The sequence below is a fragment of the Pseudoalteromonas sp. 1CM17D genome (genome assembly GCF_023161805.1).
Lineage (GTDB): Bacteria > Pseudomonadota > Gammaproteobacteria > Enterobacterales > Alteromonadaceae > Pseudoalteromonas > Pseudoalteromonas atlantica.
The window spans coordinates 131,098-157,097 of the sequence record NZ_JALNTP010000006.1 but is presented as its reverse complement, the minus strand read 5'-3'; the positions used below and the strand labels follow the sequence as shown (position 1 = coordinate 157,097).

Sequence of the window (26,000 nt, the reverse complement as noted above, 5' to 3'; positions counted from 1 at the left end):
ATCGTCAGCCGATTATGCGCATTTAACCTGCGTTAATAAAGAAATTACGATAAGTGGCGATTAACCTATTATATTTACACTTTTATATTAGGTTGTTACATTTCAATTAATTAAACCGCCACCAGAAGAAAAAACAATGAAAAAAAAGCTACTCAGCGCCTCCATTGCAGTTATGTGTTTAGGAAGCTTTAACGCGCAAGCCCTTACTTATATATCTGCTAAAGCCATGATAGATGTACACACAGGCGAGGTTGTTCAATCGCCGCTGATCACCATTGATAATGGGGTGATCACTAACGTTACACAAAACAAAAAGCCGAGCATGAGCAAAAACGATCAGCATATTGATTTACCCGAGCTCACTTTAATGCCGGGCCTTATGGATATGCATGTACATTTGACCAGCGACCCTACGGTATCTCGAAGTGAGCGTTTAAGTCAGTCGGTACCGCGCATGGCCATTAAAGCCGCGCACTTTGCTAAAAAAACATTACTTGCTGGTTTTACAACCCTCAGAAATGTAGGGGCCGAGGGCTATAGCGTGATTGCAGTGCGTGATGGTATTAACGCCGGAGATATTGTAGGCCCGCGTATTTGGGCAGCTGGCCCTTCGCTTGGGATCACAGGCGGACATTGCGATAATAACCGTTTACCACCGGAGCTAAAATACACTTCAACAGGGGTAGCCGATGGCCCATGGGCTGCACGAGTAAAAGTACGAGAAAACATAAAGTATGGCGCTAATGCCATTAAGTTTTGCGCCACGGGGGGCGTTTTTTCTAAAGGTACAAAAGTGGGTGTACAGCAGTATTCATTTGAAGAAATGAAAGCCATTGTAGATGAAGCCCACATGCGTGATTTACCTGTAGCCGCTCACGCACATGGCACAAGTGGTATTAAAACAGCTATAAAAGCCGGCGTAGATAGTATTGAACATGCCAGCTTTTTAGATGATGAAGCCATCGCACTTGCTAAAAAACATGGCACGTGGTTATCAATGGACATTTATAATACAGAATACACACTGAGTTTTGGTGAGCAAAATGGGGTAGATGAAGAAAACCTCAATAAAGAACGTCAAGTGTCTAAAAAGCAACGCGACAGCTTTAACCGCGCAGTAAAAGCCGGTGTAAATATGGTATTTGGTACCGATGCTGCTATTTACCCTCATGGCGATAACGCCAAACAATTTAGCCGTATGGTTAAATTTGGCATGAGCGAACTACAAGCAATACAGGCTGCCACCATTAACAGTGCAAAGCTATTAAAAATGGATAATAAACTGGGTCAGCTAAAATCAGGGTTTGCAGCCGACATTATTGCCGTAAAAGGTAATCCACTTAAAAATATCTCTGTGCTTGAGCGCATTCCTTTTGTTATGAAAGCAGGCGTTGTTTATAAAAAATAGTCATTAATTAATGTATTATTTTACAAAAGCATGAAAGCTTACACTTTCATGCTTTTTATTTACCGCATTAATTTAACCTTAAATTTACTTTTTAGAACAATAACTCACCTACTACGCAATTAATTTCACTTTTTTAGAATTTTTTATTCACTTAACGAATAATAACTATTACTATTCGCACACTTTATGGAATGCGAATAATTATCAATATGAAAAAGTTCAAATACTCTCTTGTTACACTTGCGTGTTTAAACGCATCATTAGTGGTTGCTGCAACAACGGCTGAAAAAGACATTGAGCGCATCAGCGTTTACGAAAAGCAAAACCAAGTTGTAATGAGCTCAGGCCTTGCAACTAAATCAGACATGTCGTTAATGGAAACACCGGCACCGGTTGTTATTATTGACCGTGAACTTATAGAGTCACAAGGTGTAGACAGCCTACAAGAGCTTGTACGTAATGTAAGTGGTTTAACTCAAGCCGGTAATAACTACGGTATAGGCGACAATTTAGTCATTCGTGGTCTTGATGCTAATTACACTTACGATGGTATGTATGGCGGTGCAGGCTTAGGTAATACCTTTAACCCAACTCGTTCACTCACTAATGTTGAGTCGGTTGAAGTACTTAAAGGCCCTGCTACCGGTTTATATGGTATAGGCAGTGCTGGTGGTGTTATTAATCTGATTGAAAAAAAGCCTGAGTTTGAAGAAAAACATAAAATATCTGCCGAACTTGGCCAATGGGATAGTTATTCACTTGCCTTTGATAGCACCAATGCGATTACCGATGACCTAGCGTATCGCGTAATGGCTAAAACGGCCTCAAGCGATGGCTTTCGTGATTTAAAAGAAGACCGCGACGAAATTTATACCTCGCTTAAATACATACTAAGCGACAAGCAAGATATCATGCTCTCTGCTGCCTATATTAAAGACTCAATTGCAGTAGATTCTATTGGCCACCCTATTCGAATTTATAATGCAGAAACCGCCAATGGTTTAACTGCAGGTGAAGTAACTGGCGCAGATTTAGTAAATGACCCATCTGGTAATGGTGTGCAATTAACTGCGGCTCAACAAACACAATTGGCAGATTCGCTTTCATCAACCGATGGCCTTACCCCGTACGATTTTGGTACTAACGGTATTATCTCTCCTATGGCGGATGATAATGAAGGTGAAGAGCTTCGCTTTAAGCTAACCCATAATTACTTTATTACAGATGATTTATTTTTAAATCAGCAGTTACAGTACCGTAACTACACATCAAGCTTTGCTCGTCAAACTGGCGCGTTTAATTACGTGTATTCAACACGCGATGGCATTATAAATAACGACCCGCGCGCCCCGTTAGTTGAAGACGGTGTGCTTTACCCATTTGCAGCGCGACGCCAAGAATACCGCCAAGTAGAAGCTGATGAAAAGTCATGGCAGTATTTCTTAGATTTACGCTATGACTTTATGTTAGGCGACGTGGATAACGAATTACTGGTTAATGCAAACTACGAAGACAGAGACATTCGCTTTAAACAGTATTCTATTTACGATGCAGACAAAGTTATTTACGATAGCGAAGGAAATGTACTGTATCAAGGCACGCTGCCATATATTTATGATATGCGCTCGCCAAATTGGCCAACAGGCAGTTTTGATGACTACGACCCGCTAAAAACCAGTGACTACAACAAAAAAGTACAAGCGTGGGGCTTAGGTATTCAGCACGTAGGGTATATTACTGAGCAGCTTACAACTCGAGTTGGTGTTGCTTATAATCGCATTAAGCAAACATATGAGCACTATGGTGTAGATGAGCGTTATAGCTCAAGCCGCGCTGAGCCAACGCCTGAAGCAAACACATCAGACAGTGGCTTAACTTATAACTTAGGCGCAACCTATCAACCTACTGAAAACTTTAGCGTGTTTATAAACCACGCGAAAGGCCGTACTGCCTACAGTGTATTAGGCTCAGTAGCAGGTACAGAGGCCGACCGTGAAGACTCTGAGTCTATCAGTAACGATTTAGGCTTTAGATTTAAAGCATTTGATGATCAGCTTTTAGCATCACTGGTAGTATTTGAAAGCGCGCGTACAAACCTTGAATACACAAACCCACTGTATGAAGCCGGTGTGTCTGGGCCTGATGTAGTAGAGAGCTACTACGATGGTGAAGAGCAAACCAAAGGCGTTGAACTCGATTTAAATGCGCACTTAAACGAGCAATGGAAAGTAAATGTAAACGGCGTATACCAAGATGCCCGCGATAAATCTAACCCAAATAGCAGCAGTTACGATACACGCCAAAAAGGCGTACCGTATGTAACGGCAAGTACGTGGGTTACCTACTATGCCGATATGTTTAACCTACCTGAAGCTGTTAATATAAGTGGCGGTGTTACTTTTGTAGATAACAGAAGCACAAACTCTAGCTCGTTTAGTATTCCTGATGGCTATGTACCAAGCTACACGGTGTACGACGCAGCAGTTTCGTACACCACTGATAAATGGCACATGCAGCTTAATTTAAACAATTTGTTTAATAAAAAGTACTACTCTAAAGCCATGTTTTTAGGTGGTATGCCAGGCGAAGAGCGCAACGCTAAGCTCAGCTTTAGCTACACACTTTAACCCTGCCTAAGCAATTAATTTACTCCTACAAAAAGTAGGAGTAAATTAAACCTAATCTTGATTTAATACTCTACAAAAGATACCAGGCTAAACGTTGCTATAATTTATAAGCGTGCTAGCATTACTTTCTGAATTTACTGAAACTTAAAAAGCTATGAGTCTATCTGAAAAAAACTTAGCCTTTGTTATGCACTGTGGTGAAATGGGCAGCCGTTGGGGTTTCAATCGTACGATTGGCCAAATGTGCGGTTTGCTGATCATCACCAAAGAGCCCATGACCGCAAATGAGATTGCCGATGCGTTAAGTATCTCGCGTGGCAATGTAAGCATGGGAATTAAAGAGCTCCAGTCATGGCAATTAATTAAAGTGCATCATATCCCTGGTGATCGTAAAGAATATTACGCCCCAGCGGGTGAAATTTGGGATATGGCTAATCGCGTATTTGAAGAGCGTAAAAAGCGTGAAATAGACCCTACCCTAAGTTTGCTGCGTGATAACCTTTTAGACGAAGCAAACAACGAAGAAGAGCGCTATGCACAAAAGCAAATGGGCGAAATCCACAACTTACTCGAAACGGTCACTAAGTGGTCTTCAGAATTACAACGCTTAAGCCCAGAGCAACTTAATAAGTTAATGAAGCTTGGTTCAGGAATTGGCAAGGTTATCGATTTAAAAGATAAAATATTTAAAAAAGAACATGATTAAACAAATAAAAAAGCCGCATAGCGGCTTTTTTTATTATACAACAGCGTATAAATTATATTTTTGGATACCCAATTCTATCTGATAGATAGCCCACGCTGGTGGCAAAGTAATATGAGCGGTTCCAGTGCATAAACACTTTGTAATTATCGTACGCTAAGTACATACGCCCATTAATGTCATCTGGCATTACCAGTGCAGCGCGTACATCAACATTAGGTAAGTCAGAGCCGTCAGCTTTACGCACACCCAGAGCCTGCCAGTCTGCAAGCGAGCGCTCTGAGTCGTTCCAATATTCTAACCATTGCTTACGTGTTTTAGTGCCACGTTTTAGCACGTATTTACTGTCAAAATTTTCAGGTAATTTTACCTGGCGACCCCAAGTTAGTGAGTCATTCCAGCCTTCTTGTTTTAAATAATTGGCAATAGATGCAAATGCATCCTCTTTTGTGGTCCAAATATCTTTACGGCCGTCGTTATTGTAATCAACAGCGTAGGCGTTAAAAGAGGTAGGCATAAACTGAGTTTGGCCCATTGCTCCAGCCCAAGAGCCTTTAAATTTATCAAGCGTAATATGGCCTGACTTTAAAATATCTAATGCTGCCCAAAGCTGGCGCTTATAAAGTGCTTCACGACGACCATCAAAGGCAAGCGTCACAAGCGATGAAATAACATTATGGCCACCTTGTATTGTGCCAAAGTTACTTTCAAGGCCCCATAATGCCACTATAAAGCGTGCTTGTACGCCAAACTCTTTTGCAACTTGTTCAAGTACATCTTTATTTTCTGCGTAGAGTTTACGTGCACGATCAATTTTCCATTGCGGTACACGTTTCGGTAAGTAGGTTTCGAGGGTTTCTTTAACCTCTGGCTGGTTTTTATCAGCCGATACAACTTTTTCTTTGTATGAGGCAGTCGCAAATGCATCGTCTATTAACTTGCTATCGTACCCTTTAGCAATGGCCTCTTGTTTTAAGTCACTTAAATAAGTTTGAAATTCGGCCTGCGTTTTAGCAACTACAGAGCCACTTAAACACACTGAGCATAAAATTACGGCTAACTTTTTAATCACTATCAACTCCGTTTTCTTTTCGTAATTGGCTAAGTAAATTTTCTTCCGGCGGTGGAATTTGCAAATAGTAACCCTTGTCTGGGTCAGCTAACGCTGCTTTTACTGTTTCAAGGTCGGCACCGCCTAAATGATCACGCTTTGCTAAATTGATAATCATTACATAAATAGGTTGACCAAACATAGCCAGTAAAGGTTCAGGCACTTTACTAAAATCATCTCTTTTTTCAACAAATAAGAAGGTATCCGCTTTTTTCTTACTTTTATATACCGCAGTGAGCATAATGGCCCTATTTAATCTTGCTTAACATTGCCGCACACTATAACATGAGAGTAATAATAAGTTAGAAAAATTAGATTAGAAATTTCATTAAAGGCCTTATTCAGCCTACGTTTATCTAAAATTAATTTCTAATCAGACAAATCAATTGAGCGTGTATGTCGGAACAAATTTTTGAGCTAAAAGGGAACCTTTTCACGTTGTCAGTATTGCATCTTTATAGCACTGATATCGCCCTTCTAGCAGAACAGTTGTATGTAAAAATAGCCCAAGCTCCTCGTTTTTTTGAAGGAGCGCCTATTGTTGTTAATTTAGAAGAAATTAAAAACAGCTCACTTGATTTTGTACATTTAAAATCTCTCATTGAGCGTATGAGCTTTAATGCTGTAGGTGTTTGTAATGGCTCAGATGAGCAACACACGCAAGCTAAAGCCGCTGGCCTTTCTGTACTAAATTACTCGCAAGATGCTAAAAGTGCACCCGTTAAACAAGAGGCGCCAAATACCTCTATTGTTGAAAAAAACGTGTACCTACCTGCGCAAGTAATTAATGGCACGGTACGCTCAGGGCAGCAAGTTTATGCAAAAGACAGAGACTTAATTGTACTTGGTGCAGTTAGCCATGGTGCAGAAGTAATAGCCGATGGTAATGTGCATATTTATGGCACCTTACGCGGGCGTGCTATTGCAGGTGCAAAAGGGATTAAAGACGCCTGCATTTATTGCCAAAAACTCGAAGCCGAATTGGTTTCAATTGATGGCAATTACTGGATCAGCGACTCATTACAAGGTGAGCACTGGGGCAATGCAGTACAAATACAACAAAAAAACGAATCATTAGAAATTTCAGCTTTGGTTAAAGGATAAATCTCATGGCAAAAGTAATTGTCGTTACCTCTGGTAAAGGCGGTGTTGGTAAAACAACATCAAGTGCTGCAATAGGCACCGGTTTAGCTTTAAAAGGCTATAAAACAGTTATTATCGATTTTGATATTGGCTTACGTAATCTAGATTTAATTATGGGGTGTGAGCGCCGCGTAGTATACGATTTTGTAAACGTAATAAACGGCGAAGCCAACCTTAATCAAGCGCTTATTAAAGATAAACGCGTTGAAAAATTATTTTTACTACCCGCATCACAAACACGTGATAAAGACGCCCTTACCCGCGAAGGCGTAGAGCGCGTTTTAAACGAACTAAAAGAAGACTTTGACTACATTGTGTGTGATTCACCTGCAGGTATTGAAGCCGGCGCAATGATGGCGATGTACTTTGCTGATGAAGCAATTGTAACAACAAACCCTGAAGTATCTTCGGTTCGAGATTCAGACAGAATTTTAGGTATTTTACACAGCAAATCAAAACGTGCTGAAGAAGGCCTAGAAAATATTAAAGAACACTTATTATTAACACGCTACAACCCTGAGCGAGTTGAAAAAGGTGAAATGTTATCGGTAGAAGATGTTAAAGATATTCTGTCGATTCCTTTACTTGGTGTTATTCCTGAGTCGCAAGCGGTATTAAGTGCGTCTAATTCAGGCCAGCCAGTAATACTTGATGGTGATTCAGATGCAGGGCAAGCATACGCTGATGCAATCAATCGCTTACTCGGTGAAACAGTCGATTTTCGCTTCTTAGATGTTGAGAAAAAAGGCTTATTTAAACGGATTTTTGGAGGTTAATGTGTCTTTACTTGACTACTTCCGCTCAGAAAAGAAAAATAGCGCGTCATTAGCAAAAGAGCGATTGCAGATCATTGTCGCGCACGAGCGTTCGCAACGCGGAACACCGGATTACTTACCACAATTAAAACAAGATATTTTAGATGTGATCCGTAAGTACGTGAATGTAAACACTGATGCAGTGCAGGTACAGTTTGATCAAAACGAAGATGATTTAGCGGTACTTGAGCTCAACGTGACATTACCTGACGAAGAAAAAAAGTAGCACAACTAAAAGCGGCATTTTAAATGCCGCTTTTTGCTTTACACACTTACTACACGTATGTGGTGCAATATTTTGTGTTTTAAATTTAAAAGTTTACACGTAAACCAAGTAAAAACTCATGGCTTGCTGCACTGTCAATTTTAAAGCCATCGGTAAATGCATCTTGCCCCGTTTGCACGTCACCAAATTCAATGTATTGATACTCAGTGTATAACGACATAGTTTTAGTTATTTGATAGTTAACCCCTGCACCAATATTCCATGTAAATTCAGTTGAATCGTCATCAGCATACGCATCGTAATAGCCATCAACATTTCCATCGAATGCGTCAAAGGCGCTAATGCCTGCACCACCTAATTTTGCAGAATAGCTGTTATCAGCAACCCCTAACCCTGCTTTAATATAAGGCGTAAACGCGGTGCTGTTATCAAAATCGTAAAAGCCTTCAATTGTATAAGTGGTGGTTTTTAAATCCCCCTTTAATACATACTGCTCACCTTCGCGTGCACCCACACCTACTTTTGTATCGCTATAGTCAGTATTATGATAGCTAATACGCGCCTCTACTCTAAACTGAGGATTGAACTGATAACCTAAACCAATACTGCCTACACTGCCCTCACCGGCATCAAATTCAGATGGAAAATCGGCATCTACGGCAATATTGTTACCAATGGCTTGAGAGTCATTTGCTTGCGAACTATAGCCTACATGTGCAGTTCCATAAACCCCCTCTGCACTAGCTAAAGTAGGCGCGGTACACGCTAAAGCAATTGCGGCAACTATAGTTTTTTGTAATGTGTTCATTGTCATTCCTGATTTTTTTAACAACCAAATTATTGGGCTGTAAGGCTAATGTTGAATTCGCGGTTAATATAACTTTTAGATACACAAGCGAATAGATACAATAACGGCACAATACAATTCCGACTTTCAGAACAATGATTAACTATTTACGACACATGGCTATTTTTGCCAAAGTGGTTGCTGGCGGTTCATTTCGTATTGCAGCTAAGGAGCTTGGCATAGCACCTTCACGTGTTAGCCATAGTGTTTCTGACTTAGAACAGTTTTTAGGCGTCACTTTATTACATAGAACAACCCGTAAATTGTCGCTTACCCCTGAAGGTGAAAAATTTTACGCCCACGTAGAAAACATAACAAAACACGCAGAGGCAGGTTTGAACGAAATTAACTCTGTGGGTGATGAGCCTATAGGGTCTTTAAAAATATCGCTGCCCGCCTTTTTAGCAAGCTCCGAAATTTCAGCCGCGATAGCAGAATTTGTGCAAACCTACCCAAAAGTGAACTTGTCTCTTAATTACACAGACCAAGTAATAAATATAATGGATGAAGGACTCGATTTAAGTATTCGAGTTGGCTGGCTAGAAGACAGCTCACTCATGGCGCGTAAAATTGGAGAGAGTAAACGCTTTTTAGTTGCCTCAAGTAAGTACGCGAGTAAGCATCAACCCCCTACGCACCCAAACGATTTAAAACAGTGGGATTGGGTTCATTTTAGTATGCGCGGCAGCACTGTAGATTTTACATCCCCAAATGGCGAAGTGGTGTGTATTTGTGAAAAGTCGCGCGTAAATGTAAATAGTGCGCTTGCAATAAGTCACTTTGTATCTGAAAACTTGGGCCTTGGCATATTGCCCGAAAACCTAGTAAAAAAACAATTAGCACGAGAAGAGTTCATTCACATTTTACCTAACTGGCAACTCAAGCCGCTTGGTTACTATGCGGTATGGCCAAATAATGCACGCAGAGAAAACCTAACACTATTATTAGTGCGCTTTTTAGCTAAGCGCGGTTTAATAACCGCAGAGGATTAAGCAAGTACCCCTTAAGTGAATATGTTATTATGGGCCCATTACTTTGCTTTATGCCTGCTATTACTTTGCTATGTTAAATCACGCTTCTTGTTTTACTTTATTTGATTGCTCTGTAGATTCTATAGCGCTTCCAGATAAATTTACGTTTCCGTTTTACTACCAGCCTCATCCGTTATCTGTTTTAGCCGCAACACAATTGCAGCAGCAACTTGAAACGCATTTACCGTATAACGAAAATGACAGCAGTAATACAGCAACGAATGATGGCAAAATGTTTGGTGTACTGGTTGTACAAAACCAGCAACAACAACTTGGCTTTTTAGCGGCGTATTCAGGCCAGCTTGAAAATTTAAATACCGATATAAAATGCGTGCCTAATGTATCTACAATGGCACTGGAAGATGTGAGTTATTTAAAAGAAAGTAAAATAATTAACGACATAAATGCGCAAATACATGCCCTAGAAAATGCAAGTACATTGAATAAATTAACAGCGTCATTAAATGCGGATAAAGCCGCGTTTGATCAGCAGTTACACGCTCAACAAAGCGTAATGCAAGCCAATAGAAAAGCACGTAAAAAGGCGCGCAGTGCACTTGCAATTAAGCAAAGCCAAGCGATAACGCCTGAGCAACAAGCAAACTTGAATGAATTGGCCAAACAAAGCATAGAAGATAAAAAACACTATCAAAGCATAAAAGATCACTGGCACGATAAAATAACTCAGCAACAGCAGGCACTTAATGCCCTACACGACGAAATAAAACAGTTAAAAAAACGACGTAAGGTTTTATCTAAAAACCTACAAAAGCAAGTGTTTGCACAGTACCAGTTTTTAAATGCAGAGCATGAAGTTAAAGATCTCAATGCCATATTTGCAGCATTGCCAGAGCATACTCCGCCATCAGGTGCGGGAGATTGCGCTGCGCCCAAGCTATTACAATACGCTTACCTTAATAATTTAAAGCCAGTGGCTATGGCTGAGTTTTGGTGGGGGGCCGCACCTAAATCGGCAATACGCCAACATAAAAACTATTACCCTTCTTGCTACAGTAAGTGCCAACCTATTTTATCGCACATGTTAAAAGGCCTCAGCATAGAAGATAACCCGCTACTCGTTAACCCTGCTGAAGGTAAAACGCTGCCGATAGTCTATCAAGACGCTGATATTGTTATTGTAAACAAGCCCAGCGAGTTTTTATCTGTACCAGGTGTCAATATAGAAGATTCTGTGTATTTACGTATTCAAACGCAATTTCCACACGCTACAGGCCCGTTAATTGTGCACAGACTAGATATGTCTACATCAGGTTTATTAGTGGTGGCGCTCAATAAACGAGCCCACAAAGCACTACAAAAGCAATTTATTGCCCGCACTATTGATAAACGTTACATTGCGCTGGTTGATGGTATTGTGCCTAAGGACAGTGGCAAGATAGAGCTGCCATTGCGACTTGATTTTGACGATAAACCACGCCAGCTTGTTTGTTATAAAAACGGCAAACCCGCACTTACTACATGGCAGGTGCTTGAACGTAAAGACAATATTACACGCCTACAGCTCTACCCTAAAACGGGCCGCACTCACCAATTAAGGGTACACTGCGCTCATCACTTAGGGCTGAATATGCCTATTATTGGTGACACACATTACGGTAAAAAAGCCAACAGGTTACACTTACATGCCGAGTATTTGGCGCTAGATCACCCAATTACACATAAGCGTTTAACGTTCAGCGTAGCGCCCGATTTTTAATACCAATTCGCATAATTAAGTGATCTATTTTGAGGATGGAAAAACGTGTTGATAGCAAGGCAAAAAAATCGCTATTTAGTTGTTCTAAATGAGAATTTTTTAACGCAGATAGCGACACGTTTAGCCCCTAAAAATGATTAAATATTATTGCGAATTGGTATAACATAGCCTGTTAGCTTAAAAAGTGGGTTTAATTATCCCACTCTTTAAGCGCGTCTTTAACAAAACTGTAGCGCCAAGAATTAAGTAAATCAGGTTTAATATGATTTACCTTTTGCTCATCGGTGAGTTTCCAATTCCAGCTAATAAGCTGATTAATTTGCTTTTTAGAGGCCATTACATCCTCTGGTATACCCTGCTCTTTTGCCACTTTAGTGATTTTTTGCTTAATATCTTTAGCTACTTTTTTATAAGCCGGAAAATCAATTAAACGTTTAAGCACTGGCGGATGCTCATCAACCGGGAGTGCTTTGGCCTTTTCAATACACTTTAGTATTTCGACTCCAGAGCGGTTTACTTCCATTGACTCAACACCCGGAATTTGTCTCAGCGTATTTAAACTCGAAGGCCCACGTTTAGCAATTTCCGTCATGTTGTGCTCTTTAAGCACAAAGTTAAGCGCTAAATTTTTACGAATAGCTTTATTACGACGCCATACAGCTAATTCTTTTAATACCGCGAGCTCGTGCGGTTTTAGTTGCCATGCGTTTTTTATATCTTTGTAAAGCAGCTCATCTGGGGTTTGAAAGGCGCGTTTATTTGCAATTAACTCGCTCTCATTTATTACAATATCAAATAACTCAGCTTTATTTATACGCTCAATTATTAGTTCAAAACAAGGCAGTAAATGAAACGTATCAGCGGCTGCATAATCGAGCTGCTTTTTAGTTAATGGGCGCTGTAGCCAATTAGTTCGCGATTCACTTTTGTCTATTTCTATGCCTAATAGCTCTTTTACCATTAGTGCAAAGCCCATACAGTTGCCTTCGCCTAAAAGCTGAAGAGCAAATTGTGTATCAAACAATGGAGCAGGTACAAAGCCTGCATATTTTTGAAATACTTCAATATCTTCTGAGGGTGAATGCAACACTTTCAGTACTGATGGATCGTGTAATATTTGCCAAAATTCAAATAACGACAGTTCCGCAAGTGGATCTATAAGGGCGAGATGCTCACCATCATATACTTGAATAAGTGCAACTTCAGGGTACAAAGTACGGCGGCGCATAAACTCTGTGTCTATGGCTAAAATAGGCTTGTTTTTTATTTGCTCAACAAAGGTATTGAGTTGATTTTGTGTTTCGATCAATTGGTATTGCACTTAATCTCCTACAATAAAAAAGCCGGCTAATGCCGGCTTTTTTATAGTTTACTAATCTTTTAGGGCTCTTCTGAGAATTTTACCTACATTTGTTTTAGGTAACTCATCCTTAAACTCAACGAGTTTAGGCACCTTATAATTAGTTAAATTATCACGACAGTGATTTATTATATCTTTTTCAGTTAAAGAAGGGTCTTTTTTAACAACAAAAACTTTAACTTGTTCGCCACTTACATCGTGCGGGATACCAATAGCCGCGACTTCTAGTACGCCGTCGTGCATGGCAACCACTTCTTCTATCTCATTTGGGAACACATTAAAGCCCGATACAATGATCATGTCTTTTTTGCGGTCAACAATATAGAAGAAACCTTCATCGTCGTATGTGGCAATATCGCCGGTAGCAAACCAGCCATCTTGCAAACATTCTGCGGTTGCATCTGGGCGGTTATAGTAACCTAGCATAACTTGTGGGCCTTTAACCCATAGCTCACCGGGTTCACCTTTTGCCGCTTCTTCACCGTTTTCAAGCATTAGCTTAATTTCGGTATTAGGAGCAGGTAAACCAATAGAGCCATTATAAGCTTCTAAATCGTACGGGCTTACAGTTACAAGCGGTGCACACTCAGTTAAACCGTAACCTTCCATTAATTTAGAATTAGTCACTTTTTGCCATTTTTCAGCTACAGGACGTTGTACCGCCATACCGCCACCTAATGACATTTTTAAATGACTAAAATCAAGCTCTGCAAACCCTGGTGTATTAAGTAACCCGTTAAACAGGGTATTTACACCGGTAATAGCAGTAAATTTATGCTGATTAAGCTCTTTAACAAATGCTGGCATATCACGTGGGTTTGTAATTAATACATTCAAACCACCGTATTTCATAAACGTTAAGCAGTTAGCCGTTAACGCAAATATATGATAAAGCGGTAATGCAGTAACAACAACTTCAGTACCACGGTCTAATACTTTATCTAAACAGCCCGATACTTGCTCAAGGTTACCAACCATGTTGCCATGACTTAACATCGCCCCTTTAGATACGCCGGTTGTACCACCCGTGTATTGTAAAAAGGCCAGATCAGATAAGCTCATTTCTGGACGCGTATACTTTGCAGGGTCACCTGCTAACACATCTGAAAACTTAATTGTATTTGGCAGGTTGTAGCTGGGTACCATTTTTTTTATGTATTTAACCACAAAATTAACGATATGCTTTTTAATACCACCCACCATGTCGCCCACTTGGGTAACAACAATGTGTTTTACATCAGTTTTTGCAAGTGCTTTTTCAAGCGTGTCTGCAAAGTTAGCCAATATAAAAATAGCTGACGCGTCAGAGTCTTTTAATTGATGCTCAAGCTCTCGTACTGTGTAAAGTGGGTTTACGTTAACCACCACACAACCTGCACGTAAAATACCTAAAATAGCGATAGGCGTTTGTAACAAGTTAGGCATCATTACGGCAACTTTGTCGCCTTTTTTAAGACCTAAATCATTTTGAATATACGAGGCAACACGTTGTGTCGCTGTATCTATTTCATCATACGATAATGTTTTACCCATATTCGTAAATGCAGGTAAATTTTTGTAATCGGTAAAACTTTTTTCGAACACTTCGAGTAACGAGTTGTAATGCTCAGGATCGATTGTTTCAGGCATACCTTCTGGGTAGCGCTTAAGCCAGATTTTTTCCACTCTTAGCCCCTGTTTATAATTATATTTTTATTAACCTTAATCTAAGTAAGGCACTTTAACAATTGAGCAAATACTCTAATGCAGGAATAATCCCACATTTGGCGCTAATTTACAATTAACATGCACCATTTTGCAGCATAAAGGCTTGAATATGCTCAAAACATAACCCACTGCTTTGCATATGGCAATGATGCCCGCCATCTACATTAATTACCTTCAAGTTGTTGTAATAGCTAATATACTTGGCCAAATTTTGTTTTACAAACGAATAACCTTGGTTACCTAAAATTAATTGGCTTGGTGCAATTAATTGTTTTATTGCACCAATACATTGCGCTTCATCAAACCTAAAACCTGAGTGATTTTTAAGCTTAGGGTCTGTTGTTAACTCATACCCTAGTTCACTTTGCTTAATATTACGACTCATCAATAAGGTGATCAGTTCGTTATTTAAATCGGTTGTATTTGCACGCGCTTCGATAATCGCTGATTGCGATTTATAAACGCGCTTTTTTTTATTGTAGGCGCGCTCTCTGTTCAGTATCGCCCCTTTTAATTGCTCACATACTTCATCACTGGGGGTTGTAACACAGCCAATCCCTTCAATAAAGGTAACTGAATACACATACTCACTAAAACAACTTGCAAATAAACCTGCCACCATTGCGCCCATTGAATGGCCGACTAAATGTACCTTTTTTGCCCCTAAGCTCTTTATAAGTTGGTACACATCGTCAATATAATCAACAAAATAATAATGAGCGTCCTGTGCGCGCCAATCAGATAGCCCATGCCCAGCAAAGTCAACACAATACCAAGTATGCTGCGGATTAACTTTATCTAGCATAGGTGTAAAACTATTACTGTTATCTAGCCACCCATGCAAGGCTATAATCAGCTCATCGCCAGTGCCTTTTTGTAAGCCACGCAATGTTATATTTCTTGTTTTTATTTCAAATGGCTGCAACAGACACCTCTTTTTTACGTGCGACATTATTTATAACATACTAGTTGTCAGACCTCTAATACCAAAAGTTTTTATATTTTTTATATTTATAAAGACCACTTGATTTGTAAGGTTAACTTTCGAACTTTAATTATATATTTAATTTCAATAACTTAACCTATTTTAAGTTTCATTAATTCAATAAATAATTACAAACAGAGCTTAAATACTCTTCAGGTAAGTAATGTATACCACTATATTCATTACACTATAATTAACATAAGCTAAAAAAATGGCTGTATTGTTTTAGTGACAATTAGCCAAACCTGTTTATCTACTTTGCTTTTTATTCTTACTTCATTTCATTATTATACGAGGGCGTATTGAACTTTGTGGATTGAAACTTGTTCAATCTACGGGCGGTTAAATCATGTTACGAGGTTTGTAACCTTGTGGGCTAAGTAAAAACCTAGCAAAAAACTTAATCGCCTTAGAAAGAATTTTTGGGCAGCGCATGTTTGGTATTTATGCTGCAAATTCAACACGCCGTAACCATATACAATTGTGGTGCTATTTAAACAGCACATTCATAGGGATAAAAATGAAAAACCAACTTAGCTTATTAGCGCTTTTATGTGCATCTACCAGTGTTTATGCAAGCGATGCACCTAAAAATGTAATTTATATGATTGGTGACGGAATGGGTCCTGCCTATACAACCGCTTATCGTTATTTTAAAGATGATCCAACCACCAAGCAGATTGAAACTACCGTATTTGATACTATTTTAACCGGCATGGCGCGTACTTACCCTGACGATCACACTTATGTTACCGACAGTGCTGCAGGTGCAACCGCACTGAGTAGCGGCCACAAAAGTTATAATGGTGCTATTGCAGTCGATACAGACAAAAAGCCCGTTAAAACCATGCTAGAAATAGCAAAAGAACGCGGTATGACAACAGCATTAGTCGCTACCTCGCAAATTAACCATGCCACCCCAGCAAGTTTTGCTACACATAACGAATCACGTCGAAATTACGATGCGATTGCTAATGAATACATAGATAACAAAATTGCCGGTAAACTCCCTGTTGATTTAATGCTAGGGGGCGGTACGCAGTATTTTATTAGAGAAGACCGTAACCTCGTTGATGAATTTAAAGCAGCTGGTTATCAATATAGCGATAATATAAAAAACCTTGGTCAGATCACACAAGTACCGGCACTTGGCTTATACGCCCCAATGGGCCTGCCATTTGCACTTGATGCTAATTCAAACCACTTAACGCAACTAACAGCTAAAGCATTTGATTTACTCGACGGCCAAAATAAAGACGGCTTTTTTGTCATGATTGAAGGCAGCCAAATTGATTGGTGTGGACATGCTAACGATGTAGCCTGTGCCATGGCCGAAATGGATGACTTTGCACAGTCTATTGAAAAAGCAAAAGCCTATATTGATAAAAACCCTGATACTTTATTAGTGGTTACTGCAGATCATTCAACTGGTGGGTTAACCCTCGGTGCGCACGGACAATATAAGTGGGATACAGAAGTTATTAAAGGTGTTAAAGCAACAGCCGTTGAGCTAACAAAGCAATTACTCGCTGCTGATGACCTAGAGCCTATTTGGCGCGCCAACACAGGTATTGAATACACACCGGCTAATAAAGTAAAACTTGAACAAGCGAAAAAAATGGGCGAAACAGCGCTTAATTTAGCCATTAAAAGTATTATTAGTGACGCCAGCTTTACTGGTTGGACAACAGGCGGACACACCGCTGTAGATGTACAAGTATTTGCCTACGGTAAAGGCAGTGAACACTTTAACGGTGCTCAAAATAATACAGATATTGCCGATAAACTAATTGGCTTTATTAAACAGTAGCTATAAGCTTACGAAAAAGCCCGAACCTGTGTTCGGGCTTTTTATTTTTTACTATTACTGGGGCTAAGCGTATATATCGACGCCTATTAAATCTTGTACTTCGGCGCGACGCTCTAAATTTGCAAATTCAGTATATGTTGAAATTGCTTTACTCACCGTTGGGCTTGGTTGGTCATAAATAGTTTGGCTGTACTTTGCGTTACTAGTGTTTTGACTAAAGTATTGATTAGCAAGCTCTACACCCGCTTTACTAGTTTTTACATAATCTGTGTTTGTTTTTTGACTGGCGCTATCATCCGCTAAACCTTGTGGTTTAGAGGGTATAATTTTTGTAGAGGTAACCTTTGCAGGAATATCCCCCGTAAAAAAACCAGCGCCAATTGGCAAAGTCATAGATAACTTCCAACAACAAACATATTAAAAATTATGATTTAAAAACACCCAATTTGCAACTCTTGTGCTTATTCGCGACCCGGTAGTTTTTTCCATGTTACTGTATCGCGCACATATTTAGGTTGCGCATCACTTGCTTTAACAACCTCGCCCTTTAAAAAGGCCGTATCTACATGGCTAAGCATATAGCGAGCATCTGGCAAAGTAATGGCTGTATTTATGGTTATATTGCTAACGTTTTTAAGTGCATCAGGGTAACTTTTAAATCCCGTGCCAACGGCAATCGCGTGTAACTCTTCACTGCTTATATGCTCTTTGCTTAATAACTCTGGTTTTATAACACACTCTTCATTTACTAACTCCATGCGTGCGTTATTTACCTGGCATCGGGCAAAATAAATTTCTCCCATGCGCGCATCTATAGCTGAATACACGACTGGCGCCTGCGTTTGTTCGTACGCTTGCTGGGCCATAATTGCCAAGGTTGATACGCCCACTAATGGTAAATTGGCCGAATAAGCTAACCCTTGTGCAATAGCAACACTAATGCGTACACCGGTAAAGCTACCTGGCCCTTGGCCAAAGCCAATAACGTCTAAGTCTTTTAATTTACACTGTGCTTTATTAAGAAGCTCATCAACTAAAGGGAGTATTTTTTGACTATGTTGCTGTGGGCATTCTTCAAAATGATGAAATGTTTGGCCCTCAAAGTGTAAAACTATAGATAACGCTTCGGTTGAGGCGTCTAGGGCAAGAATATTACTTTTAATCATTTTAGTACTCTAGTTAATGTGTTTTAAAAATGTGTTTGCATCTTCTAAGCTTCGCGTGCGGCGCATCGGCGGTAAGCTTTTTAAAAATACTTGGCCATATTGGCGCGTTACTAATCGGTTGTCGCAAATAACCAGCACGCCTTTATCTTTGTTATCTCGTATTAAACGCCCCACGCCCTGCTTGAGCGCAATAACAGCTTGCGGTAACTGTATATGAGCAAACGGGTCTATGCCTTGCATTTGGCAATCTTGCATTTTGGCTTGCAGTAATGGGTCATCCGGTGCTGCAAAAGGTAACTTGTCGATAATAACACAGCTTAGCGTGCTACCACGTACATCAACCCCTTCCCAGAACGTGGCAGTACCTAACAATACCGCATTACCATGGCGCGTAAATTTTTCCAGTATTATACGCTTAGACATTTGCCCTTGCATATAAACTGGGTAGTCCATTTGTGTGGTTAACCCCTCAGCCACCAAATGCATCATTCGGTAACTTGTAAACAGCACAAAGCAACGCCCTTTAGCCGATTTAATCAGCTCTAGGGTTAATTTTATAATTGCATGAGGCATGTTCTCTGCGTGCGATTCTGGCAAATATCGTGGTAAGCATAAAAGCGCCTGATTAGGATAATCAAAGGGGCTATCAACCATCATACTTTGCGCAGGAGTAATACCTAAGCTTGCATTAAAGTGATCGAGCTTATTATCAACCGATAACGTGGCTGAGGTAAATACAAACCCTGCGCCGGTGTCTTTCATCATTTGAGCAAATTTAGCAGAGACATTAAGGGGCGTAATATTAACCGTTAAATAGCGCCGCGTGGTTTCGTACCAATAGCTAAAGCCCGTTTGTGCGGTATCAAAAACACGCTCTAACTGACCTTTAAACGCTAATGTACGCTCAAACGGATGCTCTATTTTATCACTTCGCTCTAGGCACAGTTTTAATACCTGATAAACAAAGTCTAAATCGCTAATTACCCGATGCAGCGCTGCGCAAATTAATTTATCACTGAGCTTTTCGCGCCAATCACCTCGGCTACCATCTACACCAAACTGTAAACGTAAATCAGCCACACTGGTTTCTAGCTTATTAAGGCTTTTCCCAAGCTGCAGCATATCGGGAATTTCTGCACGGTAAATAGCGCGTAAATCGTTAATTAAATCCACCAGCTTTTTAGTGCTAATACTTTCACCAAAGTAGTCACTGGCAATTTCGCTAAGCTGGTGTGCTTCGTCAAAAATATAAGCGTCGGCGGTGGGCATAAGTTCGGCAAAACCGGAGTCTTTTACTGCCATATCAGCAAAAAATAAATGATGGTTTATAACCACTACATCCGCTTCGGCTGCATTTAAACGCGCTTTGCGTATATAACATGATTGAAAGTCTGGACACTCTTTGCCTAAACAATTATCGGCTGTCGAATTAACATAGGGCAGTACCTTGGCGTCTTCTTCAATACCAATACAATCAGCTAAATCACCCGAGTGTGTTTCACTGGCAAATTTTGCAACCATAGCAAGTTGATGCATTACATCAGGATCGTCTGTTGGTACATGGGCTACATGTTGGTTTAGCCTATAAGTGCACAGATAATTAGCGCGCCCTTTTAACAATGCGGTTTTTTTAGAGGCATTAAGTGCTTTTACTAGCTGAGGTAAATCGCGGTGGTATAACTGCTCTTGCAAGGCCTTAGAGCCTGTAGAGATAATTGTTTTACCATTAGATTTAAGGGCAGGCGCTAAATAGGCAAACGTTTTACCTGTACCAGTGCCCGCTTCAACCACTAACTGCGTGCTATTTTTTAATGCATCGTTAACGGCAACGGCCATATCAATTTGAGGTTGGCGAGGCGTGTATCCATCTAAAGATAACGCTAACGGCCCGGTTGCACTAAACAGCTGTTTGATAATACCAGTCACTTTACAAAAAATAATAGCGAGATTTTACGTAAGCCTGGCTATAAGGGCAAGCCAATTGAAATTAGAGTGTCTTAAAAAATGAAGAAAAAACCAACCACACAATTTGTATACATATATTTACACTAAATTACACTATTACACCCGCAAAATAGCCGCGTTTACTTTATTCAATTAACGGCATTAATTAGCCACTACGTTGCCTAGGCAACTTTGTATTAATCTCTTCATTACAAGCAATAACACCAGTAAATTTGCATTAACTATATGTCTCCTAAAGACATAAAAAAAGTGCTAAAAGCCCCATAAATACTGTGACACAGCCTAGTCACAGGAGTAATATACGGCTCGTTTAATTCGCTCTTTTTTGTTCTCTAAAATAAATTTAAGGTTAGCCAATGAATGCTTGGTATCTCATTTGTTTTCTCTCTGCTATCGCAATTTTTATTGCTTATGCAAACCAGTATGTTCTTAAAATGCAAACAACGATTGCTATAACAACGGGCTCGGTTGTTATATCGTTGTTATTAATTATTTCAGTTAAGTTATTAGGCGATACAACTGCATTAGAAATGACGCAAATTGTAGCCAGTATAAATTTTAATGAATTGCTTTTAAAAGGCATGCTTGGATTTTTGTTATTTGCAGGTGCTTTAGAAATTAACCTGTTGGCACTGCGTAAACAACGATGGGAAATAACCGCTTTAGTTTTGTTCTCTACCGTAGTCTCTACTTTTTTAATTGGCTATTTAAGTTTTTATATTTTTGCCGCTCTTGGCTGGCCCGTCCCTTTTATTTATTGTTTACTTTTTGGCGCCTTAATAAGCCCAACCGATCCAATTGCTGTACTAGCAATTATTAAACAATTACGCGCCCCTGAAGGTATTTCGGTACAGGTAGAAGGCGAGTCTTTATTTAACGATGGTATTGGTTTGGTAATTTTTACTACGCTGTTTTCTGTTGCATTTTTTGGCACCGATGCCAACCCAGCCGACATTGCAGAGCTGTTTTTTGTTGATGCCATAGGCGGGATCGTGTTTGGCTTAGCAATGGCCCTTGTGGGTCACTTTTTAATTATTAACTGTAAAGATGTAAATATACGCCTATTAATAACCTTAACCATTCCAACTGCGGGTTTTGCCGCTGCCAATGTATGGGAAATATCTGGTGCGCTTGCCATGGTAACCAGTGGTATTATTTTAGGTAATATTACTCGCGCAAAAGCAACCGAGCGCACAGGGCCTGAAAACACGCGCTATATTAAAGACTTTTGGCACGCCACCGACAGCTTTTTAAACGCTTTGTTGTTTTTGATTATTGGTATGCTGATTGTCACTATGCCAGTAACAATGGGTGAAATTGGCTTAGGCCTTGTTATGATCCCTGCTATTTTATTAGCACGTTTTATTAGTGTTGGTGCGCCATTTGTAATATTTAAGCGCTTTAAAAACTACGACAAACACAGCGTTAAAATTTTAACATGGGGTGGTTTACGTGGCGGTTTAGCATTAGCTATGGCTGCAGCTATTCCTCGGGATCAAGTATTTATATCAGGCAGTGATCTGCATGATTTAATCGTTATTGTGACCTATGTTGTGGTTATATTTTCTATTATTGTGCAAGGTTTAACTATCTCTCCTCTCATTCAAAGTAGTATTAAATCTGCCGAGCAAAGTCACTAAGTTTTCTTTATTAAACCCGCAGTCTATTCACTGCGGGTTAGTTATTTATGGGGGATTATTTTTAGCACGGTTTTATTTATTTTAAGCGTAATAAAAATAGTTTTAATTTTAAATATTTTTTATAGGGCTAATTATGTCCAGTAAGTATACAAGTGTTTTTTCGTTATTTTATGGCATTACACGTCGCCACGTTTTTCTCTTTCCTTTGTTCTTACTCACTTTTTTATGTTTTTCTGCTTTTGCCTCAACACCTGCTGAGCAAGCTAAGATTAAACAAATATCACAACTTGCAGAGTACGTAGGGGTTGATTACGTTGGCGCGGTGCAAAAAGGCGAGGTAGTCAGTAAAGACGAATTTCAAGAAATGTCTGAGTTTGCAAATTTAATAAGCACGCTAGCCACACAGTTAAGCAGTGCTAATAATCAATACAGTCATATAAAAATACAAGCTGGCGCCTTACATAACGCCATTATAAATAAACAAAGCGTACAAAGTGTACGTGCTGCGAGCTCAAAGCTTAGGGAGTCTTTGCTTGAATTTATGCCGCAGCTTTCTTTGCCTTCATCTTTATTACCCCTAAAACAAACAAAGGCACTTTTTTCAGAAAACTGCTCTATGTGCCATGGCATAAATGGACAAGGTGATGGACCACTTGCTAAAGGTTTAACACCACAGCCCACCAACTTTATGGATAAAGAGCGAGCCACAAATCGCACAATTATGGGATTATATGAAGCTGTATCCAATGGCATAGACGATACGCCAATGGTTGCTTTTAGGCAATTTAATGAGCAACAACGTTGGTCACTCGCCTTTTATGTAGGCAGTTTAGCTTTTCAAGATATAACTAAGCCGCAACACAATAACCAGACAATCAGCACTTCAGACATCATTAATCTTAACCCTGCGCAGCTTTCACAAAATCAATCCCCTGCCCAAGTTCAATTTATTAAGTGGCTACGCGGTAATCCAGAACACTTATTTAAAAACAAAGCTCAGCCACTTAGCGTTGCACGCTCGCAACTTATTGCAGCGCAAAATGCACATGCTAATGGTGAATATGCAAAAGCCAGCGAACTGGCTATCAGTGCCTATTTAGATGGTTTTGAGCTGATAGAAAATAACTTAAATGCATACGATGAAAGCTTGCGTAAAAGCATTGAAGTACAATTGATGAACTTACGTAACACATTCAAAAATGAAAAAAACACCGAGCTTGTCGGTGCGCAAGTTAATGCTGTACTTGCACAATTAACAAAAGCAAACAACCTACTTAATGACACCACACTTAGTGATGGCGCCTTGCTATCAACCAGTTTACTTATTTTGCTGCGCGAAGGCCTAGAGGCACTATTAGTTGTTATTGCGCTAATGACGGTGCTTATAAAAACCAAACGCCAGGATGCGCTTAAATACGTTCATATTGGCTGGGTAATGGCCCTCATAGCAGGTGGTTTAACATGGGCAGCAGCGCAAACATTAATACAAATAAGTGGTGCCAGCCGCGAAGTAATGGAAGGGATAGGCGCCTTATTTGCAGCTATTATTTTGCTATATGTTGGGGTATGGATGCACAGTAAAACCAGTGCTCAGCAGTGGCAGGCATATATTCAGCAAAATATTAATACGCGATTAGAGTCTGGCACACTATGGGGGCTCGCGGGCCTCTCGTTTATAGCGGTATATCGTGAAGTGTTCGAAACGGTATTATTTTATCAGTCGTTATTAACGCAAAGCTCGCAAGCACAGTATTCATCGGTTGCGATGGGCTTTGCATTGGGTGTGGTTTTATTAGCGCTTATTGCATGGGTGTTAGTTAAATATTCGATTAAGTTACCTATTGCTAAGTTTTTTGCTTATACAACTTATTTATTATTTGCACTTGCCTTTGTATTAATGGGTAAAGCTGTCATTGCATTACAAGAGGCTGATTTAGTCGCGATTAGTGTAATGCCGATAAACTTTGATATTGCACTACTGGGTTTAAAATCTACGTGGCAAGGCTTTATAGCGCAACTTACCGTAGCTGTTATATTTAGCTTTTACATTATTAAAGCTAAAAAACACTAAAAAATGTATAAAACGTAAAGAACAACACGCCCTTAATAGTGAAAAGTTGTGCGTGGCTTTTTACTATTAAGGGTTTAGCTCATGCCCACGTATCTAAATGTTTATTCCCTTCATCATCTACGGTGATTGCTTTTTCATTAGCTGCACTTGCACTTTTTTTGCCCTGCGCCTGCGCTAATCTTTTTTTGTTGAGCGTCTGCTTTTTTTCATTTTCAAGCTTAATTTTTTGCGCTTGTGGCATATTTTGCACACCTGCAATATGAAATGTACTTTTTGGTTCAAGCTCTAACCGTGAAATTTTCCCTAAAAAAGGGATCATTATATCCATACTCCCCTCCTTAACTTGTTTATTAAAAATTAGATAAATTGACCAATAAAGCCCAATTTGCCTACAATTTAAACATTAAAACAACTAAAAATACTGTTTAGCTCTCAATATTATCGGCAGTTATAAGATATGCTTTAATTTGGTAAAAAAAAACTTGCCTAAGCTAGGCGGTTTATGTTTTTATGAATGCGAAATTTATTGAAACAGATTAAAGCTTAACGCTCACTAAATAGCGGTAAGTAAAATAGGATACAAAAATGCGCTTAAACCTGACAACAGTACATCATCACCACCATTCACCGGAATAACCTGTCAGGTCTTTCGCTGAGAGGTTATTCCTAAAAGGAACCTCTGGCGATTCAAAACACATTGATTCATTTTCGCCCTGAGGTTCCCCTCGGGGTTTTTAGTTTTTAAATTAAAGGAAAATGAATAATGAGTAACACAAATCGTCTACGTATCGCCATCCAAAAAGGCGGTCGCCTGTCTAAAGATTGTCAAGATTTACTAAAGCAACTAGGTGTTAAATTAAACCTACGTGAGCAACGCTTAATTGCACACTCAACCAATATGCCAATTGACGTGCTTCGTGTGCGCGATGACGATATTCCGGGCTTAGTAATGGACGGTGTTTGTGATTTAGGTATTGTTGGCGAAAACGTACTAGTAGAAGTACAAGCAGAACGTGAACGCCAAGGTGTACCAAGCGAAGTTAGCAAACTAGCAAAACTAGACTTTGGTTACTGCCGCCTTGCACTTGCATGGCCACAAGAGCTTGGCCCACGTGATAAAAGCTGGTTTGAAGGCAAACGTATTGCAACAACCTACCCAGAAATTTTAACGCAGTGGTTAAAGCGTGAAGGCATTAATGCAAGCACTGTAATGCTTACAGGCTCAGTAGAAGTAGCCCCACGTGCCGGTCTTTCAGATGCAATTTGTGATTTAGTTTCAACCGGTGCAACGCTTGAAGCGAACGGCTTGATTCAAGGTGATACAATTTTAGAATCAAACGCGTGTTTAATTCAAAATAAAGACCTGCAAGATGAAGACAAACTAGCGCTAATCAATAAGCTTATGCCGCGCCTTCGTGGTGTTAAACAAGCTAAAGAAAGCAAATACATTATGCTACACGCGCCAAAAACTAAACTTGATGAAATTTGCGAAATTTTACCAGGCTCTGGCCAACCTACTCTACTTGCACTTGCTGGTAACGAAGAGTACGTAGCGCTTCACATGGTAAGCAGCGAAACATTATTTTGGGAAACAATGGAGCAGCTTAAAGCCCTAGGCGCTAACTCTATTTTAGTAATGCCAATTGAAAAAATGATGGAGTAAGTACC

At 39.8% G+C, this 26,000-nt stretch carries 22 protein-coding genes; 12 read left to right on the top strand and 10 right to left on the bottom strand.

What is annotated here, in order from left to right; all coding sequences use genetic code 11:
* Nucleotides 1-136: 136 nt before the first annotated feature.
* The 3 genes from MSC25_RS12315 to MSC25_RS12305 all read left to right on the top strand — a co-directional run bounded on the left by MSC25_RS12315 (nucleotide 137) and on the right by MSC25_RS12305 (nucleotide 4,741).
* A complete protein-coding gene (locus MSC25_RS12315) occupies nucleotides 137-1,408 on the top strand; it encodes an amidohydrolase family protein (RefSeq protein WP_248443574.1) in 1,272 nt (423 codons plus the stop codon).
* A gap of 209 nt (nucleotides 1,409-1,617) precedes the next feature.
* Nucleotides 1,618-4,035, top strand: coding sequence for a TonB-dependent receptor (locus MSC25_RS12310; protein ID WP_248443573.1), 2,418 nt, complete (start codon nucleotides 1,618-1,620; stop codon nucleotides 4,033-4,035).
* Nucleotides 4,036-4,189: 154 nt separating this feature from the next.
* Complete coding sequence (locus MSC25_RS12305; RefSeq protein WP_004586357.1) at nucleotides 4,190-4,741, top strand: MarR family transcriptional regulator; 552 nt, start codon at nucleotides 4,190-4,192, stop codon at nucleotides 4,739-4,741.
* Between the two features lie 52 nt (nucleotides 4,742-4,793).
* Here the strand turns inward: MSC25_RS12305 and MSC25_RS12300 are convergent, their stop codons facing one another.
* Nucleotides 4,794-5,810 (bottom strand): lytic murein transglycosylase, encoded by a 1,017-nt coding sequence (locus tag MSC25_RS12300; protein WP_004586358.1) that lies wholly within the window; start codon nucleotides 5,808-5,810, stop codon nucleotides 4,794-4,796.
* Nucleotides 5,803-6,090: a YcgL domain-containing protein gene (locus MSC25_RS12295; protein ID WP_004586359.1), complete on the bottom strand. Its 288-nt coding sequence runs from the start codon at nucleotides 6,088-6,090 to the stop codon at nucleotides 5,803-5,805. Before MSC25_RS12295 ends, MSC25_RS12300 begins: the two co-directional genes overlap by 8 nt.
* A 155-nt stretch (nucleotides 6,091-6,245) precedes the next feature.
* Between MSC25_RS12295 and minC the strand changes: the two genes are divergently transcribed.
* Genes minC through minE form a run of 3 tightly spaced genes read left to right on the top strand, consistent with a single transcriptional unit; the run spans nucleotide 6,246 to nucleotide 8,033 of the window.
* Nucleotides 6,246-6,953: a septum site-determining protein MinC gene (gene minC / locus MSC25_RS12290; protein WP_004586360.1), complete on the top strand. Its 708-nt coding sequence runs from the start codon at nucleotides 6,246-6,248 to the stop codon at nucleotides 6,951-6,953.
* Nucleotides 6,954-6,958: 5 nt separating this feature from the next.
* Nucleotides 6,959-7,768, top strand: a complete 810-nt coding sequence (gene minD, locus MSC25_RS12285) for a septum site-determining protein MinD (protein WP_024031716.1) — start codon at nucleotides 6,959-6,961, stop codon at nucleotides 7,766-7,768.
* A 1-nt stretch (nucleotide 7,769) separates the two neighbouring features.
* The gene (minE, locus tag MSC25_RS12280) at nucleotides 7,770-8,033 is read left to right on the top strand and encodes a cell division topological specificity factor MinE (protein ID WP_004586362.1); all 264 of its coding nucleotides are present in this window, start codon (nucleotides 7,770-7,772) and stop codon (nucleotides 8,031-8,033) included.
* An 85-nt stretch (nucleotides 8,034-8,118) separates the two neighbouring features.
* On the opposite strand, the gene MSC25_RS12275 is transcribed toward minE, so the two are convergent.
* Complete coding sequence (locus tag MSC25_RS12275; RefSeq protein WP_248443572.1) at nucleotides 8,119-8,841, bottom strand: outer membrane beta-barrel protein; 723 nt, start codon at nucleotides 8,839-8,841, stop codon at nucleotides 8,119-8,121.
* Nucleotides 8,842-8,975: 134 nt separating this feature from the next.
* Between MSC25_RS12275 and MSC25_RS12270 the strand changes: the two genes are divergently transcribed.
* Together MSC25_RS12270 and MSC25_RS12265 are read left to right on the top strand one after the other, a co-directional pair.
* Entirely contained in the window at nucleotides 8,976-9,872 is an 897-nt protein-coding gene (locus MSC25_RS12270) for a LysR family transcriptional regulator (RefSeq protein ID WP_039972141.1), read from the top strand.
* Between the two features lie 70 nt (nucleotides 9,873-9,942).
* On the top strand, nucleotides 9,943-11,628 hold the full coding sequence (locus tag MSC25_RS12265) for a pseudouridine synthase (RefSeq protein ID WP_248443571.1): 1,686 nt from the start codon (nucleotides 9,943-9,945) through the stop codon (nucleotides 11,626-11,628).
* Nucleotides 11,629-11,818: 190 nt separating this feature from the next.
* On the opposite strand, the gene rnd is transcribed toward MSC25_RS12265, so the two are convergent.
* The 3 genes from rnd to MSC25_RS12250 all read right to left on the bottom strand — a co-directional run bounded on the left by rnd (nucleotide 11,819) and on the right by MSC25_RS12250 (nucleotide 15,620).
* Nucleotides 11,819-12,949 (bottom strand): ribonuclease D, encoded by a 1,131-nt coding sequence (rnd, locus tag MSC25_RS12260; protein WP_248443570.1) that lies wholly within the window; start codon nucleotides 12,947-12,949, stop codon nucleotides 11,819-11,821.
* A gap of 51 nt (nucleotides 12,950-13,000) precedes the next feature.
* The gene (fadD, locus tag MSC25_RS12255) at nucleotides 13,001-14,653 is read right to left on the bottom strand and encodes a long-chain-fatty-acid--CoA ligase FadD (protein ID WP_248443569.1); all 1,653 of its coding nucleotides are present in this window, start codon (nucleotides 14,651-14,653) and stop codon (nucleotides 13,001-13,003) included.
* 115 nt (nucleotides 14,654-14,768) lie between these two features.
* Nucleotides 14,769-15,620, bottom strand: a complete 852-nt coding sequence (locus tag MSC25_RS12250; RefSeq protein WP_248443567.1) for an alpha/beta hydrolase — start codon at nucleotides 15,618-15,620, stop codon at nucleotides 14,769-14,771.
* A gap of 580 nt (nucleotides 15,621-16,200) precedes the next feature.
* On the opposite strand from MSC25_RS12250, the gene MSC25_RS12245 reads away from it, so the two are divergent.
* Complete coding sequence (locus MSC25_RS12245; protein ID WP_248443566.1) at nucleotides 16,201-17,490, top strand: alkaline phosphatase; 1,290 nt, start codon at nucleotides 16,201-16,203, stop codon at nucleotides 17,488-17,490.
* 63 nt (nucleotides 17,491-17,553) lie between these two features.
* On the opposite strand, the gene MSC25_RS12240 is transcribed toward MSC25_RS12245, so the two are convergent.
* From MSC25_RS12240 to MSC25_RS12230, 3 genes are all read right to left on the bottom strand, one after another.
* Nucleotides 17,554-17,883: a hypothetical protein gene (locus MSC25_RS12240; RefSeq protein WP_054981945.1), complete on the bottom strand. Its 330-nt coding sequence runs from the start codon at nucleotides 17,881-17,883 to the stop codon at nucleotides 17,554-17,556.
* Between the two features lie 68 nt (nucleotides 17,884-17,951).
* Nucleotides 17,952-18,656 (bottom strand): tRNA (adenosine(37)-N6)-threonylcarbamoyltransferase complex dimerization subunit type 1 TsaB, encoded by a 705-nt coding sequence (tsaB, locus tag MSC25_RS12235; RefSeq protein ID WP_248443565.1) that lies wholly within the window; start codon nucleotides 18,654-18,656, stop codon nucleotides 17,952-17,954.
* Nucleotides 18,657-18,665: 9 nt separating this feature from the next.
* Nucleotides 18,666-20,582: an ATP-dependent DNA helicase gene (locus MSC25_RS12230; protein WP_248443564.1), complete on the bottom strand. Its 1,917-nt coding sequence runs from the start codon at nucleotides 20,580-20,582 to the stop codon at nucleotides 18,666-18,668.
* Nucleotides 20,583-20,977: 395 nt separating this feature from the next.
* Here MSC25_RS12230 and MSC25_RS12225 point away from each other — a divergent pair, with 395 nt between their 5' ends.
* On the top strand, nucleotides 20,978-22,261 hold the full coding sequence (locus MSC25_RS12225; protein WP_004586375.1) for a sodium:proton antiporter: 1,284 nt from the start codon (nucleotides 20,978-20,980) through the stop codon (nucleotides 22,259-22,261).
* 133 nt (nucleotides 22,262-22,394) lie between these two features.
* Complete coding sequence (locus tag MSC25_RS12220; protein ID WP_248443563.1) at nucleotides 22,395-24,332, top strand: cytochrome c/FTR1 family iron permease; 1,938 nt, start codon at nucleotides 22,395-22,397, stop codon at nucleotides 24,330-24,332.
* A gap of 79 nt (nucleotides 24,333-24,411) precedes the next feature.
* Here MSC25_RS12220 and MSC25_RS12215 read toward each other — a convergent pair whose 3' ends face one another.
* The gene (locus MSC25_RS12215) at nucleotides 24,412-24,660 is read right to left on the bottom strand and encodes a hypothetical protein (RefSeq protein ID WP_004586377.1); all 249 of its coding nucleotides are present in this window, start codon (nucleotides 24,658-24,660) and stop codon (nucleotides 24,412-24,414) included.
* 435 nt (nucleotides 24,661-25,095) lie between these two features.
* Between MSC25_RS12215 and hisG the strand changes: the two genes are divergently transcribed.
* Complete coding sequence (gene hisG / locus MSC25_RS12210; RefSeq protein ID WP_004586378.1) at nucleotides 25,096-25,995, top strand: ATP phosphoribosyltransferase; 900 nt, start codon at nucleotides 25,096-25,098, stop codon at nucleotides 25,993-25,995.
* The last annotated feature ends 5 nt before the right edge of the window (nucleotides 25,996-26,000 follow it).

Excerpts from the sequence above, each read along its gene's own strand:
- MSC25_RS12295 (WP_004586359.1), bottom strand. The coding sequence starts at position 6,090 with ATGCTCACTGCGGTATATAAAAGTAAGAAAAAAGCGGATACCTTCTTA.
- MSC25_RS12270 (WP_039972141.1), top strand. The coding sequence starts at position 8,976 with ATGATTAACTATTTACGACACATGGCTATTTTTGCCAAAGTGGTTGCT.
- MSC25_RS12220 (WP_248443563.1), top strand. The coding sequence starts at position 22,395 with ATGTCCAGTAAGTATACAAGTGTTTTTTCGTTATTTTATGGCATTACA.
- minC (WP_004586360.1), top strand. The coding sequence starts at position 6,246 with ATGTCGGAACAAATTTTTGAGCTAAAAGGGAACCTTTTCACGTTGTCA.
- hisG (WP_004586378.1), top strand. The coding sequence starts at position 25,096 with ATGAGTAACACAAATCGTCTACGTATCGCCATCCAAAAAGGCGGTCGC.
- MSC25_RS12315 (WP_248443574.1), top strand. The coding sequence starts at position 137 with ATGAAAAAAAAGCTACTCAGCGCCTCCATTGCAGTTATGTGTTTAGGA.
- MSC25_RS12215 (WP_004586377.1), bottom strand. The coding sequence starts at position 24,660 with ATGGATATAATGATCCCTTTTTTAGGGAAAATTTCACGGTTAGAGCTT.
- MSC25_RS12305 (WP_004586357.1), top strand. The coding sequence starts at position 4,190 with ATGAGTCTATCTGAAAAAAACTTAGCCTTTGTTATGCACTGTGGTGAA.
- tsaB (WP_248443565.1), bottom strand. The coding sequence starts at position 18,656 with ATGATTAAAAGTAATATTCTTGCCCTAGACGCCTCAACCGAAGCGTTA.
- MSC25_RS12240 (WP_054981945.1), bottom strand. The coding sequence starts at position 17,883 with ATGACTTTGCCAATTGGCGCTGGTTTTTTTACGGGGGATATTCCTGCA.
- MSC25_RS12310 (WP_248443573.1), top strand. The coding sequence starts at position 1,618 with ATGAAAAAGTTCAAATACTCTCTTGTTACACTTGCGTGTTTAAACGCA.
- MSC25_RS12225 (WP_004586375.1), top strand. The coding sequence starts at position 20,978 with ATGAATGCTTGGTATCTCATTTGTTTTCTCTCTGCTATCGCAATTTTT.
- MSC25_RS12245 (WP_248443566.1), top strand. The coding sequence starts at position 16,201 with ATGAAAAACCAACTTAGCTTATTAGCGCTTTTATGTGCATCTACCAGT.
- minD (WP_024031716.1), top strand. The coding sequence starts at position 6,959 with ATGGCAAAAGTAATTGTCGTTACCTCTGGTAAAGGCGGTGTTGGTAAA.
- MSC25_RS12265 (WP_248443571.1), top strand. The coding sequence starts at position 9,943 with ATGTTAAATCACGCTTCTTGTTTTACTTTATTTGATTGCTCTGTAGAT.
- MSC25_RS12275 (WP_248443572.1), bottom strand. The coding sequence starts at position 8,841 with ATGAACACATTACAAAAAACTATAGTTGCCGCAATTGCTTTAGCGTGT.